Source organism: Variovorax sp. 350MFTsu5.1 (assembly GCF_048302515.1).
In the GTDB taxonomy this organism is placed as follows: Bacteria; Pseudomonadota; Gammaproteobacteria; order Burkholderiales; family Burkholderiaceae_C; genus Variovorax; species Variovorax guangxiensis.
Genome location: NZ_CP157621.1, coordinates 469725 through 484899, shown reverse-complemented (window position 1 = coordinate 484899; position 15175 = coordinate 469725). Strand labels below are relative to the sequence as shown.

At 66.6% G+C, this 15175-nt stretch carries 5 protein-coding genes; 1 reads left to right on the top strand and 4 read right to left on the bottom strand.

All coding sequences use genetic code 11. The features are described 5' to 3' along the window. Positions 1–266: 266 nt before the first annotated feature. Positions 267–578: a hypothetical protein gene (locus ABL843_RS33690; RefSeq protein ID WP_418120687.1), complete on the top strand. Its 312-nt coding sequence runs from the start codon at positions 267–269 to the stop codon at positions 576–578. 915 nt (positions 579–1493) lie between these two features. Here the strand turns inward: ABL843_RS33690 and ABL843_RS33685 are convergent. The 4 genes from ABL843_RS33685 to ABL843_RS33670 all read right to left on the bottom strand — a co-directional run bounded on the left by ABL843_RS33685 (position 1494) and on the right by ABL843_RS33670 (position 14739). Then, on the bottom strand, positions 1494–4961 hold the full coding sequence (locus tag ABL843_RS33685; protein ID WP_418120686.1) for an autotransporter outer membrane beta-barrel domain-containing protein: 3468 nt from the start codon (positions 4959–4961) through the stop codon (positions 1494–1496). Positions 4962–5726: 765 nt separating this feature from the next. Further along, a complete protein-coding gene (locus ABL843_RS33680) occupies positions 5727–6644 on the bottom strand; it encodes a LysR family transcriptional regulator (RefSeq protein ID WP_369662740.1) in 918 nt (305 codons plus the stop codon). Positions 6645–7087: 443 nt separating this feature from the next. Then, a complete protein-coding gene (locus ABL843_RS33675; RefSeq protein WP_418120685.1) occupies positions 7088–7954 on the bottom strand; it encodes an OmpA family protein in 867 nt (288 codons plus the stop codon). A 20-nt stretch (positions 7955–7974) separates the two neighbouring features. Then, a complete protein-coding gene (locus ABL843_RS33670) occupies positions 7975–14739 on the bottom strand; it encodes an ESPR-type extended signal peptide-containing protein (protein ID WP_418120684.1) in 6765 nt (2254 codons plus the stop codon). Positions 14740–15175: the final 436 nt, after the last annotated feature.

Genomic DNA, 15175 nt, shown 5'->3' with positions numbered 1-15175 from the left:
ACGAACAGGGAAATCTGGTGCTGTTGCTGGTCTACGTGAAGGCGAGGTTCGACAACACTCCCGCCGCAGGGGTGGTGCGATGGTGCCGGCAACGAGGATATACGCGGATCGAATCAGGTGCGCCATCCAGCCCAGGTGCCCCTCGACGGCCGAGGGCGCTCAAGCTGCACAGATGGCATCTTGGCTTTGATCGTGGACTGCGGCGTTCCCAGCCATTGCGCAACAGAAGGGGCTTACCCGCTTTCGCTCTCACGGGTACTGGCGCCATGATGACAACGTCAACGCCGGCAGGTGATCGCCTGCAATCAATAACTATTCCGGAGACCTCGGTGGATCGAACAGAAATCTTGGCCACAGCCATTGATATGGCGCGCATGGGGCGCGGGTTCACGGCACTCGATGCGCTCGACTGGATTGTGGCGATGGTCGGCGAGGAAGATCCAACGAGCGCCTATCACGACGCCAACGTTGAAAGGCTGCTGCGTCTGGCGGCGTGCATCTGGTCACTGAGGCATGGACTGCTCCTGTCGCACCCGCCGGATTCGGGCCCGTCAGATGATCTTGACACAGGATGTTGAAATTGCACCCGTTGCGTCCGACCGTCGCGTGCGGCGCGCTTGCCCTGATGCAGTTGGACACTCCGAACGGAGGTCAGCGCACGACCGAGACAAGCATTGAACCCAGTGCCTTCGCGGAACTCCCAGTCTTGCCGGAAGCTCCGAGCAAAACGGCAAATCAGAACAGGTACCGTGCATGGAGCACCGGCCGCCCGCTTGACTGTACGCCCCCGAATTCTGTTCGTAAACAACGAAGGGCCAGAACAGGTGGGGCAGGCGATCACTGTCCTCGGGCGCCCCCTCGTCGTCGGCGGCACGCCCATCCGCGCCGTCAAGCGCCCTGGCTCTGCTGCGATGCTCTCCAGCCAACCATCGATTGTCGCAACACTCGCGAGCAACGCTGATGACGTGAGTGCTGCGACAAGGAAACCGGTCTCTTCGAAGCCTGTTGTCAGCACCTCCGATTCCGGGCAGAAGAAATCAGGCAGCCGCCGCCAAACTCCTTTCCCACCTCCAAGAGCGCGCGATGCAGCCAGTTGCGCCGCGAGTAGGTAGAGAGTTGGGGCGCCTACCTCGATCGCCGCGACCAAACCTGCGGCTCGCCGCAAGCAGTGCCGGAAGGATGCCGGGCAACTCGCATTCCGGCCTTGAAAGTGTCCAGAGGAAAAATAAGTCGCCATCCCGACCGTTCCTCGGGCGTTTCTGCCGCGTCGAATCCCAGCAGGAGTGGGCTGGCAAGGGGCTGCGTCGAGAATTCGATGCATAGCCGGCGGCTGAGACCACTGGCGACCGGGGACGGATCGGTCATGCGCTCGCGAACCAACCGCTCGGGTCCGTCCCTGGATTGATCCACAACATGCAGCAGCCTCGAAGCTGCCTTACGGATGTCTGAGATACACCGCCGCGAATCAATTCGACGCGCGGCGGATCCTCATCTCACCACTTCACGCGCACGCCCACCGAGCCGTTGATCGAGCTCTTCACCCTGGCGTTGCCGCCGCCCGCCCAGAGCTTGCCGATTTCGCCGTACAGGCTCGTCGACTCACCGAGGGCCAGCGTGAAGCCGCCCGCGAGTTCGGTGCTCGTGCCGCCGGTCGGGGCTGCGATGTCGGTGGTGGTCGCGCCGTTCACGAAGCGGGCGATGTCCGCGCCGCTCGACGTCCGGTAGACGTTGAAGCGGCCGTACGGCTGCAGTGTGCCGACGCCGGTGGCGATCTCGCCCTTCACCCGCACGCCAGCACGCGCGATCCAGCCGCTGTCGGCCTGCGGCTGCACGACGGCGCCGACGATGGCGGAGTTGCCCAGGTCCATGTGCTGGTGGATCAGCTGCAGCTGCGGCTCGATGCGCCAGCCGCTGCCGCCCAGCGCGAAGGACTGCCCCACCTCGATGGAGCCCAGCAGGCTGTTGCCCTTGCCGCTCATGCCCTGGCTCGCCAGCGGCTCGACGGTGTAGCGGTGGCGGCCCGATTGCACCACCGCGTCGGCATAGAAGCCGCTGTCGCTGGTGTAGGTGCCGTACACGCCCAGGTACTGGCTGCGCAGGTCGTTGCGCCCCACACCCAGGTTCTGGATGCCGCTGGCGAAGCCTCTCACGCTGGCATCGCCGTCGAGTTGGCCGACGTAGAGGCCCGCGCGCCAGTTCGGTGTGGCCAGCAGGTCGGTGCCGGCCTGGAAGCCGGTGAGCCGGCCCTTGCTCGATGGCGATACCGCGCCGCCCTGCTGGATGTCGATGTCGGTGGAGAGCACGCGCGCCCAGGCGCGGCGGCCCAGGGAGGGGGACGCGAGCGAAGGTGACCCGTCGGCGCTGACCTTGGCATCGTCATCGCCCACCCGCAGGTGCAGGTTGCCGAGCATTGCGAGGTTGCCCTGGCGCAGTTGGCCCGGAAGTGCCGCGTAGAGCGGCACTTCGGCCCGGTAGGTCGGGACCTGCACAGCGGCAGCGCTGCCTGTGGCGGTCGCATTGATCGCATTGGCCGTGTTGCCCGTCGCGGCCGTTGCCGTCGTGGTCGAGCGCAGGTACCAGTTCTCGCCTGCGCCGTTGGCATCGGCAGCGTACAGCCGGTACTCGTAGGCACCGGCGTCGACGTGACCGCCTGCGAGCGAGAAGGCATCCTTGGTGGACTGCGCGGTGGTGGTGGCGCCGTTGAGCGCCGCGATCACCTCGATGCCGTTGCCTGTGGTCAGCGCACCCAGCCCGCCGAGCTGGGTGATCTGCACCGTCGTTCTGCCGCTGGCCGAGGCGCTCACGCCATTGAGCACCAGCCGATCGCTCAGGCTGGTGCTGTCGCCAAGAACTGTCCCGAGCCGCAGCACGCCGTTGTTGCCCACGTAGGCGCCGTTGACGGTGAGGGTCGTGCCCGGTGCCGTGCCTACGAGCGAGACCGTGCCGCTATTGGCGAGCGAGGCGACCGTCTGACTGAAGCCCGCGAGGTCGAGCGTGGCCCCGCTTTGCACGGTGTGCGCCGAGGCGGCGCTGAAGGTCCCCGTGGCACCCGCCTTCAGGGTGCCTTCAGCCACATTGGTCGCGCCCGTGTAGCCATTGGTCCCCGAGAGGGTCAGCGTACCGCTGCCCAGCTTGGTGATGAAGCCACCTCCGCTGATGGCGCCGCTGAGGGCCGCGTTGAAGACGCCAGTATCGATGACCGGGTCGTTGCTGCCGGTCAGCTGAATCGCATTGGCCAGGTTCAGGCCGTCGGCCACGAAGCCGAGCGTGGTGCCGTCATCCATCGCCAGCGTGCCGGTACCCAGCGCCTGACTGTTGCCGACGTTCAATCGGCCTTGCTTGAGCGCAGTGCCGCCGGCATAGGTGTTGGCCGCGGTGAGCGTCGTGGTGCCAGCGCCTTCCTTGACGAGCGAGCCGGAACCGCTGATCGTGCCCGATACCGTGAGCGCGTCCGAGCGGTTGATGGCCAGCGTCGCGTTGTTGAGGATGTTGCCCACGATGCTGCCGGAGGTGCCGCCGTTGCCGAGCTGCAGCGTGCCGGCGCTGATGACGGTGCCGCCGGCGTAGGTGTTGTCGGCAGCGAGGATCGTCGTGCCTGTGCCGGCCTGCACCAGCGAGCCGGTGCCGCTGATGGTGCCGGACAGCGTCAATTCGCTCGAGCGATTGACCGCCAGCGTCGCGTTGTCGACGATGGCGCCTTTCACTGCGCCAGTGGTGCCACCATTGCCGAGTTGCAGCACGCCGGCGCTGACCGTGGTGGTACCTGTGAAGGCTTGATCCTGCGTCAAGGTGAGCGTACCTGCGCCGGTCTTCTCGATGCCGCCCGTGCCGCTCACGAGGCCACCGTAGGTCGCGTTGTCGGGCTGGGAGAAACGCACCAGACCGTTGTCGGTGATCGACGAAGGTGCGAATTGCGCGCTGCTTTGCAATACGCCGGCCGGACCCACGGTCATGCTGCCCGTGTAGGTGCTGGCGTTGGCGCCGAGGATGAACGTGCCGCCGTTGACGGTCGTGCTGGTGATGCCCGAGGACGGCAGCGCGACGTTGAAGGTCCAGGCACCGCCATTGCTCTGCAGCGTCTGGAAGCCAGCCAGGGACCGCGGCGCGAACGTCGCGGCGGCGCCGTCGTCGCTTTCGAGCGTCAGGAGGTTGGCGCCGCCACCGCCGCTGATGTTGCCGGTGATCGACGACCCCGTGTAGACATGCAGCGCATCGTTGCCGTTGGCGAAGTTGAGCGAGCCGATCACGCTGCCCTTGTTGGTGAAGTCGACAGCGGAGGTCCCGTTGGCGCCGAACACGGTGGCGGTGCCGGCATTGGTGTTGCCCGCCACATAACCCGCTTCCATCGTGCCGGTGTTGAGGATCGTGTTGTTGCCGGAATTCGCCTGGAACCAGATCGCGGCGTGGGTCGATCGCACGGTGCCGTGATTGATGATCGTATTGCCGCTGCCCAAGGGATTGACAGCTTCCGAGTTGGAGGCCGTCCCATCGGCAAAGACGTTGGCGCCTTGCTCGACGACGAGGGTGCTGTTGTTGTTGAACTCGATCGTGTTGGCGCCGAGGTTGCCTCCGTAGGGGCTGTCTGCGCCGGTGGAGCTGTTCTGGACCGTCGCCTTGCTCTGGACCACGATGCTGGCCGCGTTGCCGACGCTGATACCCGAGCTGTTGCCGGTACTGACCGTCGTGCCCGACGTGACCACGACCGCGACGCCGCTCGGCGTCGCCGGCCCGCTGCCCACGGTGGCGGTCTGGTCGGTCCCCGTGCAGCTGACCGTGTTGGCGCTCGTGTCGGTCGCGCATGCGGCAGCGGCCGGCAAGGAAACCGCTGCCAGCAAGGTGGCGGCAACCAGGCTTGCACCCTGGGAGGCCGCTGTCGATCTCGCATGGCCACGCCCGAATTCGGAGGCGACGGTCCAAAGGGCAAGTGCGTCGTTCCAAACGACGCGAAATATCTTGTTCATTACTTGAGTCCTGGCAATAAAGAAAGATGGCGCATCCGGATGACCGCGCTCTCGATCGCGTGTGACCGGCACTGCGGCCTCGGTGACGGGGCGGACTCTAGTGCACTCTGGGAAACGAAAGTTGCCATTTCTCGAGCGCAATTTGCATTTCTCCATCGAACGCCAAATCGTTCACATTTGTTAACTCTCATTGATTCAAGAAATGGAATTCACCCGTTCATTTGTCGATGCAATCGATGTGGCAAACGGACCAGTGCGCTCAAGTCGATGAGATCGACGAGCAACGGCACCGACATGCGCAGGGGCCAGAAGGTGCACACAGGCACTCACGCGGCCAGCAGTACGGGAGCCTTGGCCAGCAGGAGATCCCCGGCTCAAGGCGCCCGACGGATCGTCTTTGCAATGGGAGAGTCGCCCCCGCTGCTGCCATTGGCAGCGCCGCGCGTCGAGGAAGAGGCCGCGCATGCCCCTGCGAAGACAGTCATTGACGGAAAGGCAAGAACTGCTCGCTGCGAGCGACGCAGTTCATGCATGATGCTGACTCGATCAGCCCGTCGCCATGCGCATACCCGGACGCTTGCGCCAAAGCAGGCATGCGCGAGTCGCCCATCGGCAGCAGTGCTCGCGAGCTTCACGGCAAGTGACGGCCCGATCCCCGAGGTCGCGGCCTCGCATTGCGCAAGGGCGACTCGTGGCGACGAGGCCGCCCTCGTGCCAGACACACGGCAAGTGTCGCCCGGCACATGGCAGCGCGCCTTGACCACCTCAGACGATCGCGCGGCCCATGGCGGCGTGGTCCTTCAGGCCGAGTCTCTCCACCACCATCTCGACGAACATGGAAACGGCCAGCGGGCGGCGCCCCCGGCTCGGGTACACGACGTTCAAGCCGGGGTCTACACGCGTGTATCCCGGCAGCACCCGCACCAGCCGTCCCGCAGCGACATCAGCGCCTGTCAGGATCGAGGGCAAGGCCGCAATGCCGAGCCCCGCGCAGGCCGCCTTGCGCAGTGCCTGGTGCGCGTTGCTCTTGAAGCGCCCCTGGACTCGCACGTTCGTCTCCACGCCGGCCATGTCCCGCAAGCGCCATGTGCTGCCGCTGGCGTCGGATTGCACCACGCACGCGTGCTCGCTCAGTTCCTCCGGCGAGGCCGGCATGCCTTGAGCCGTCAAATACGCAGGGCTCGCAATGAGCTCTGCGTCGCTCGCGCAAATCTTCCGGGCCGCATAGCTGGAGTCCTGCAAGGGAGCGCAGCAAAAAGCGACATCGATGCGATCCGCGATCAGATCCAACGGCAGATCGCTGGGTACGAAATCCAACGTGACCAGCGGATGAGCCGCCAGGAACGCCGCCACCCATGCCATGTCGAAGAAATCGAAGAAAAGGGTCGGTACAGCCACCCGTACCGGGCCACTCGGCGCCGAGCTGTCCGCGATTTGCAATTGCCCGGCCTCAATGAGTTGCTTGATGGCGGGTCCGCAGCGTTCGTAAAAGGCCCGCCCTGCACTGGTCAGCTCGAGCTTGCGCGTGGACCGCTGCATCAGCCGCGTGCCCAGCCGCGCTTCGAGCTGCTGGATGCGCCGGCTCACCGTTGGGGACGGCATGTTCAGCCGCCGCGCGGCCTCGGCAAAACTGCCACACCGGACGACCTGCACAAACATCGCCACTTCATTCAGATCGAGCACGAAGATTCTTTCTATTGTTGAGATTCGGATGGTTGCCCCCTCCTCCTGCGCCAGGGCACGCAACCCGCGTGCACCTTCGGTTCCTGCCAGGCGCCTTCGCGCGAACTCAAAAACCCGCAATCCGTTCTCCCGATCGCTCGAAAGTGCTTGAGCAACTGAGCAATCGGGAGACCTGCCCCTGCAAAGTCCATTGCGGGAGCTCGCGGATGACGTCCCGCTGACTTCGGACGAAGCGAGGCGCCTGTACAGTCAATCAGTCAGCCCTGAACGCGCAGGGCAACGCGCGGTCGGGTGTCGATGAACGCCTCGACCCCAGCGCATGAAGCGCTGGGAATCCGATGGGTTTCCAATGCCTAATCCACCGGATCCCGGCCTGAGCCCTCATGGCACTCGCCGGGACAGCGATCCCACCGGCCATGTGGGGACCTTAGAGCCCCGGCGGCCTATCGCTCGCCGCTGACCTCGAGCTCGACGCGACGGTTGGGCTGCAGGCAGGCAATGAGCTGGCTATGCGGCCCGCCGTCGGTACACGGGACCAGGGGCTGCGTCTTGCCGACCCCGAAGGCGCGCAGCGCCGAGCGCGGCAGGCCCTGCGCGATCAGGTAGTCGCGCACAGTCGCCGCACGCGCGGCCGACAGCGCCTGGTTGTAGGCATCGCTGCCCAGCCTGTCCGTGTGGCCGATCACGGTGATCGTGTCGACGCGCTTGTACTGGCCCTTGAGCTGTGCGGCCAACTGGTCGAGCTGCGCCCGCCCGTCGGCCGACATGTCGGCGATGCCCGACTTGTCGAAAGCAAATAGCGCGTCCGCGGCCAACTTGAACCGCTGCGGCGCCGCCGCCACGGCGGCGGCCGGCACCGGTCCCGCCACCTCGGCCTTGGCCGCGACATAGCCCGCGCAAGCCGGGTCCTTCCAGTACATCGCGTCGGACAGCCCGTCCCTGTAGACCACCTTGTACTGGCAGGTGACGAACTCGTCGCCGCGCCCGGTGCGGAAGTTGAACAGATAGTCCCACTCCTTCGGGCCGAACAGTCCTTCGCTGAAGTGCGGATAGCTGATGAGCTCGCGCACCTGATTTTTCGTCATCCCCCGTCCGACGCGGCGCAGTTGCTCCACATTGACGAAGGTCCCACCCTTGAGCCAGGCACTGCCCGCCTCGGGAAAGCGCACCGCCTCGGGAAAGCGCACCGCCTCGGCGGCTGCAGGTGCCGCGCCTGCCTGCTCGGGTGCTTGGGTGCCCGACGCGCAGCCCCCCAGGACTGCCAACAGAGCGGTCAGTGCGAGGCTTTGGATTGCATTGTGTGTTTTCATAGATGTTGTTCCTCTTGCGCTCAGTCGAACGAGAACCCGAAACCCACGCGCACGATGGCCTTGCTGCCACCGGTGGCCCAGCCCACGCCCGCATGCAGGGTGGTCTGTCCGTTGTCCGAGCGTTTGAGCAGGTTGAAGCCGATGCCCGCCTGCCCGTTGTAGCCAGCCACCGCCCCGCTCACGTGGTATCGCCCGGGCTCCACCGGCGTGACCACGGCCATGGCGGCCGAGGCCGCGATGCCGCCCGAGAGCATCCGCGCGTTGGCATCGACCTTGTCGCCCAGGGCGTTGATGCGGTTGTTCAGGCCGGCGCTGGTCGCGTTGAGCTGGTTGACGTTGACCGCGTCGGTGCCCGCCACGCCCGGGGCCACGTTGTGCACCGTGACCGGGCCGGTGGCGTTGCTGCCGCCCATGGTCACGCTGTTGTAGTTGGTCGTGCCGTCGGCGTTGGTGTCGTACTTGACCGTCGACTGATCGATCACCGCCACCTGGCCCTGCACGCCCCGCAGCTGCGACACGTTGACCGCATCGCTGTCGGCCGTGCCCGCGGCCACGCCGGTGATCTGGCGGAACTGGCCGCTGGCGGCATTGCCCACCGACACGGCCGCCAGCGTGCTCGTGGTCGCACCGATGGCGATGCGCTGCGCGTCGGTCGCGGTGGGCGGCACGTAGCCGGCCACGCCCGCCGCCGTCGAAGCCACCGAGCCCGCGCCCAGCGCCACGCCGCCGGCCTGCGTCACGCTGGTGCCGGCGCCCAGCGCCACGCCCTGCACCGCGGCGGCCGAAGACTGCGTGCCCAGCGCGATCGAGTCGGCCAGGTGCGAGGTCGAGCCCTGGCCGATCGCGATGCCGCCGGGCGCGCTCTGCTGCACCACGGCACCGTTGCCGATGCCCACGCCGTTGTTGCCGTTGACCACCGTCTGCGGGCCGACCGCGACGGATTCCGCGCCGATGGCCAGCGAGTCGGCCGCCGTGGAGTTGGCGTGGAAGTACTGGATCGGCGTGACCGCGAAGGACTGCAGCGCGCCGCTGAGCTGGCGCACCGTGACCGCGTCCTGCGCCTGCGTGCCGTCGGCGACGTTGGTGATCTGGCGGTAGGTGGTCGCGCTGCCGACGGAGAGGGCGCCCAGCAGCGTGCGGTCGGTCGTGTTGAACGGGATCAGGGAACTGCCCGCCGGGATGTTGCCGGTGCTGCCCGCGACCGTGCGGTCGGAAACGGAGCCCGAGCCTAGTGCGACCCCGTTGTCGACGGTGGCGCTCGCATCCTTGCCCACGGCGACAGCGTCGGCACCCGTGGCGCCGTTGTTGTTTTCGTTGCCGCCGCCGGTGGACTGGACGCTGAAGTACCTGATCTTGTTGGCGGTGACCGTGCTGCTCAGGTTCTCGATCGACTGGTTGGTGAAGAAAAGCTGCGAACCGTTGACGGCATCGGTCGACGAGCCCGAGAGCCTGCCGGCTGCCACGTTGGTGATCGTGCGCTCGGCTCCGACCGAACCGACACTGACTGTGCTCGTCGGCGCGGCGCCGGCGAAGTTGTAGGTCGTGCCGTTGATCACGGTGCTGGCCGTGCCGACGGCCGCGGCCGTGGTGGAGCCGGAGCCGAGCGCTACGCTGTTCGCGTCGGCCGCGGTGGCGCCGAGGCCGATGGCCACCGCCGATGTTCCGGTCGCTGCCGCATTCTTGCCCGAGGCGATGGCATCGGCTCCCGTTGCGCCGTTGTTGGTCTCGTTGCCGCCGCCTATGGAGTTGACGCTGTAGTACTTGGTTTTGTTGGCGGTGACGGTGGCGCTGAGGTTCTCGATCGACTGGTTGGTGGCAAACAGCTGCGAGCCATTGATCGCGTCGGTCGAGGTACCGGAGATCCGGCCGGCTGCCACATTGGTGATGGTGCGCTCGTTGCCTACGCTGCCCACGCTCACGGTGCTCGTCGGCGTGGTGCCCTGGAAGTTGTAGACCGTGCCGTTGATGGTCGTACTGGCCGTGCCAACGGCCGTGGCCGTGACCGAGCCTGAACCCAGCGCCACGTCGCCTGCATTGGCCATCGCCGTTGCCGCATCGCCGATGGCCACGCCGCCCGCCTTGCCGGCCGCACCGGCCGTGGAACCGTTGCCCAAGGCCACCGAGCCTTGGCCAATGGCCTTGTTGCCATTGCCGATGGCGACCGCGCCATTGGCCTGGTTGGCCGCTGTGGCCGAGGCCGTGCCGTCGCTGTTGGCGATGTTGTTGGCACCGCCGGTGAAGGCACCGGTGCCGCTGGCATAGCTCGGATCGCCGATCGCCACGGCTCCGTCGCCATAGGCGGTGTTGCCCGAACCGATCGAGATGGCCTTGCCACCGGTGGCTCTCGCGTTCTTGCCGATGGCCACCGCCTCCGCGGAATCGGCCGTCGCCGTGCTGCCGATCGCGATGGTGTCCGCGGCGCTGGCGCGCGCGCCGTTGCCCATGGCGACGCCGCTGGCGCCTGCGGCCAAGGCGTTCACGCCCGCAGCCAGGGCATTGATGCCGGTGGCGCCGTCGTTCGCATAGTTCGCCTGCTGCGTGCCGTTGTCGTTCACGGCGTAGTAGTGGTTCTTGGCGCCGTTCACCTGGGTGGTCAGCTGCGTCATGTTCACCGCATCGGTGGGAGCCACGCCGGGTGCCACGTTGGTGATCACCGTGTTGTTGGCGTTGATGCCGGTGTTCGTCACGCTCGGGCCACCCGTGATCGTCAGGCCATTGTTGTTCAGCACCGTGCCGCCCGTCGTCACGCTGGTGAAGCTCGGCGTTGCGCTGGTGGCGATCTGCACCTCCGAGCCGTTCTGCGCGATCGCGATGTTGTTGCCCGCCGTGTAGGTGGCGGTGCCGCCCGGAGCGATGTTCTGCACGCTGGTGCCCGTCACGGTGCCCGTGCCCGTCTGGGCCGTGGTCACGTTCCAACCCTTGCCGGCCGTCACTCCGATATTGGCCAGCTCGGTGTTGGTCGCGAACAGCTGCGAGCCGTTGATCGCATCGGTCGATGTGCCGGAGATCCGGCCCGCGGCCACGTTGGTGACGGTGCGCTCGGCGCCGACGGCGCCCACGCTCACGGTGCTCGTCGCCGCAGTGCCCTGGAAGTTGTGGACCGTGCCGTTGACGGTCGCACTCGGCGTGTTGACCACTGCCGCCGTGACCGAGCCAGCGCCCAGTGCCACGTCGCCAACATTAACGCCCGCCGTCGCGCCGGTTCCGAGCGCCACCCCGTTCACGGTGCTGACTGCCGCGTTGTTGCCCATGGCCACGCCGCCGGTGGCCGCCGCAGTGATGCTGGCGCCCACGCCAGCCGCAATGGAGTTGATGCCCTTCGCGCCATCGTTGTTGACGTTGCCCCCGGCCACGCCGTTGTCGTTCACGCTGTAGTACTTGGTCTTGCTGGCCGCCACCGTGGTGGTCAGTTGGTCCACGTTCACCGCGTCCGTGGGTGCCACACCCGGCGCCACATTGGTGATCACCGTGTTGTTGGCATTGATGCCGGTGTTCGTCACGCTCGGACCGCCCGTGATCGTGAGGCCGGCGTTGTTGACGACGGTGCCGCCCGCGGTCACGCTTGTGAAGCTCGGCGTCGCGCTGGTGGCGATTTGCACCTCCGAGCCATTCTGCGTGATCGCGATGTTGTTGCCCGCCGTGTAGGTGGCGGTTCCGCCCGGGGCGATGTTCTGCACGCCGGTGCCCGTCACCGTGCCCGTGCCCGTCTGGGCCGTGGTCACGTTCCAGCCCTTGGCGGCCGTGGCAGCCACATCATCGATGGCGGCATTGGTGGCAAACAGCTGCGAGCCGTTGATCGCATCCGTCGAGGTGCCGGAGATGCGTCCGGCCGCCACGTTGGTGATCGTGCGCTCCGCGCCTGATGCACCGACACTCACTGTCGAGGTCGGGGTGGTGCCCTGGAAGTTGTAGACCTTGCCGTTGATGGTCGTGCTGGCCGTGCCGACAGCCGTGGCGGTGGTCGAACCGGAACCCAATGCCACATCGCCGGCGTTGTTGGCGACCGAGTTCGAGCCCAGCGCCACGCTGTTCGCCGCCTTGGCGCCGGCCGTATCGCCCACGGCGACGCCGCCCGCTGCCGTGACGGACGAGGCGTTGCCGAGCGCCGTGGCACGCGCCGCCGCGGCGTTCGCGCCGGTGCCCACGGCTGCGGCGCCCTCGCCCGATGCGCTGGCGAACTCACCGACCGCAAGGCTGTTGGTGGCGCTGGCGTTGGAGAAGGCACCCACCGCCGTGGAGCCGCTGACGCCCGATGCCACGGCGTTGACACCGATCGCAGTGCTGCTGACCGCGGACGCCTTGGTGCCGGTGCCGATTGCAATGGCGTCGCCGGCCGTTGCACTCGACTGGAAGCCCTGCGCCACCGACTGATCGCCCGCCGCCGATGCGGCGACGCCGGCGGCCAGCGAATTCGCGCCGGTCGCGCCGTTGTTCGTGTAGTTCGCCTGTTGCGTGCCACCGTCGTTCACGCTGTAGTAGTGGGTGGGCGTGCTGGCTGCGATGGCCGCGACGGCCTGATTGGTAGCGAACAGCTGCGAGCCGTTGATCGCGTCGGTCGAGGTCGCAGAGATCCGCCCCGCCGCCACGTTGGTGATGGTCCGCTCGTTGCCTGCGCTGCCCACGCTCACGGTGCTCGTGGGCGTGGTGCCCTGGAAGTTGTAGGTCGTGCCGCCGATGGTCGCGCTGGGCGTTCCCACCGCCGTGGCGGTGACCGAGCCGGAGCCCAGTGCGACGTCGCCCGCATTGGCCGCCGCCGTCGCCGCATCGCCGATGGCCACGCTGCCCGCCTTGCCGGCGGCGCCGGCCGTGGAGCCATTGCCCAGGGCCACCGACCCTTGGCCGATCGCCTTGTTGCCGTTGCCGATGGCCACTGCGCCGTTGGCCTGGTTGGCCGCGGTGGCCGAGGCCGTGCCGTCGCTGTTGGCGATGTTGTCCGCGCCGCCGACGAACGCGCCTGTGCCGCTCGCAAAACTCGGATCGCCGATGGCGACAGCGCCGTTGCCATAGGCCGTGTTGCCGGAGCCGATGGACACGGCCTTGCCGCCGGTGGCGGTGGCGTTGGTGCCGATTGCAACCGCTTCGGCCGAATCCGCCCGGGTGTTGCGGCCGACCGCGATGGTGTTCAGGGCCGAGGCGTTCGACAGGCGGCCGATTGCGATCGCTTCCGTCTGGGTTGCGGACGATTCCCCGCCGATGGCGATGGCATTGGTTCCCGCTGCATTGGCACCTGCGGTCGTGTTACCGCCAACCGCCACGGAACCGGTGCCAGTGGCGCGCACTGCGGTGGCGGCGGTGGTTCCGCCCGAGCCGAGCGCGGTGGCGTTGTCGGCACCCGCATTGGTTCGGGTACCGATCGAAACCGAGTCGACGCCGGTCGCGTGATTTGCGATACCCATCGCGACAGCGCGTGTCTGGGACGCCTCCACGTCCGTGCCGACAGCGATGGCGGCCTGGGCCGTGGCGCCCGTTCCCGCCACTGTGCGCGCGCCAAGATTGATGGAGTTGATCTGGGAGGCGATGGCTTGGAAGCCGATCGCAATGGCGTTCCGCCCGCCTGCGGTGGCAGTGCTGCCTTGCGCGACAGCATCCATTGCGGAAGCGCTTGCCTGGGAGCCGATTGCAATCGCCCTGTCCGCGGTCGCACCTGCGTTCAGGCCGATCGATGTCGTCGCGTTGCCCGCGACCCCGATGCCAGCGTTGGTGCCGATGGCGATGTTGTCGTTGCCGCTGACCAGGCTGCCTGCCGAAGCCTTCAAGGTGGCGTCGTAGGCGACAGAGCCGTCGCCTGTGCCGAGAGCGACGTTGCGTGTTCCCGTGACGCCCGAGCCCGCGCCGCGCATCACGCTCGCAGTGCCTCCCCCCATGGCGGTGTTCAGCGCGCCGCTGACCAGCGCTCCGGCCGCAATACCCACTGCGATCGAACCCGTATTGGCTGTCGTCGAGCCCGAACCCGCGCCCTGGCCAACCGCAACTGTGCTCGCCCCGCTGGCAAGCGCTTGCGCTCCGAGCGCAAGCGAACTGTTCCCCAGCGCCCGGGCACTGTTCCCTACGGCTGTGCTTGCGGCGTCGCTTGCCGTCGCCAGATGCCCTATCGCAATGGCATCCGTTGCAGCCGCGTTGGCCTGACGTCCCAGTGCCGTACTGCTGTCTCCGCTGGCGACGGAGGCCCACCCCCCGGCCAACGCAAAGTTGGCGTTGGCCCAAGAGCTGACACCTATCGCCGTGGAATTGCCTCCCGCGGCATTGGCGAAGGTGCCTAATGCGCTGGCGCCGGCTGCAGTGGCACTGGCGTTCACGCCGATCGCGACTGTATTGACGTCGTTCGAGACGGTGCCGCTACCTATCGCGACCGCGCCTCCCGGGCCCGTAGCGGATGCCAGACGGCCGATAGCGACCGAATATTGCGCCGAAGCTACGGTCTGATAACCCACGGCCGTCGCCCAGTTGAGAGAGGCTATCGCCTGATATCCGAGCGCCGTGGCTCCATCCGCGGTAGCTTGGGATTGCCAACCCATACATGAGGCGGTGCCGTTGTAGTAGTTGTAAGGCGACGCAGTGCAGTTCACCGACTGCGCCTGCGCCATCGAGGCACCTCCGAGCCAGCCCAGGGCCAACAACGCACTCATGACCCCCGCGCGCAAGAGCCCCGAGGGGCGCAGGCTGAGCGCGCGCGGCACAGCCGCCTTGCGGCTGCCGCCACGCTTGCCGCGGGCGCGGGTGTTTTCCGACGCCGCAACCCAGGCACCAAGGGATTCATTCCAAATTGAACAATAGATCGTATTCATGGGGCTCCGTCCGTTCGATTCAAAAACCGCTTCTCCCTGGGAATTTCGCAATTAACTGTTGTTAACAACTATTGATGACGACGTTAACGATTGCAACTTGGCCTGTTGCTTTTCGGAGCAATTTGGTTGAATCGATTTAAATTTACGAATGGAAAGCACTCAATAATAGTAATATTAAGTTACTAATAAATTTATTCGCTTACCACATCATTACCGCTTCAGAGCGTGAGTTTTTTGGCTGAAATTTGCACTTTCTATTGAATCCAACTTGCTTGACCCCGCTTTTCGTGGCGTATTGCCGCGATTGCGAGAAAGTTGCGCAGTGAGTCGTTCCATCGGGCGGCGACACCCAGGTGAACGCCTTGGGCGACGAGGTATGCCCCTGCCTCAACCATCGCGCCCGATGAGGAGTGCGCCCAGGAAACTGCCCGCGAGG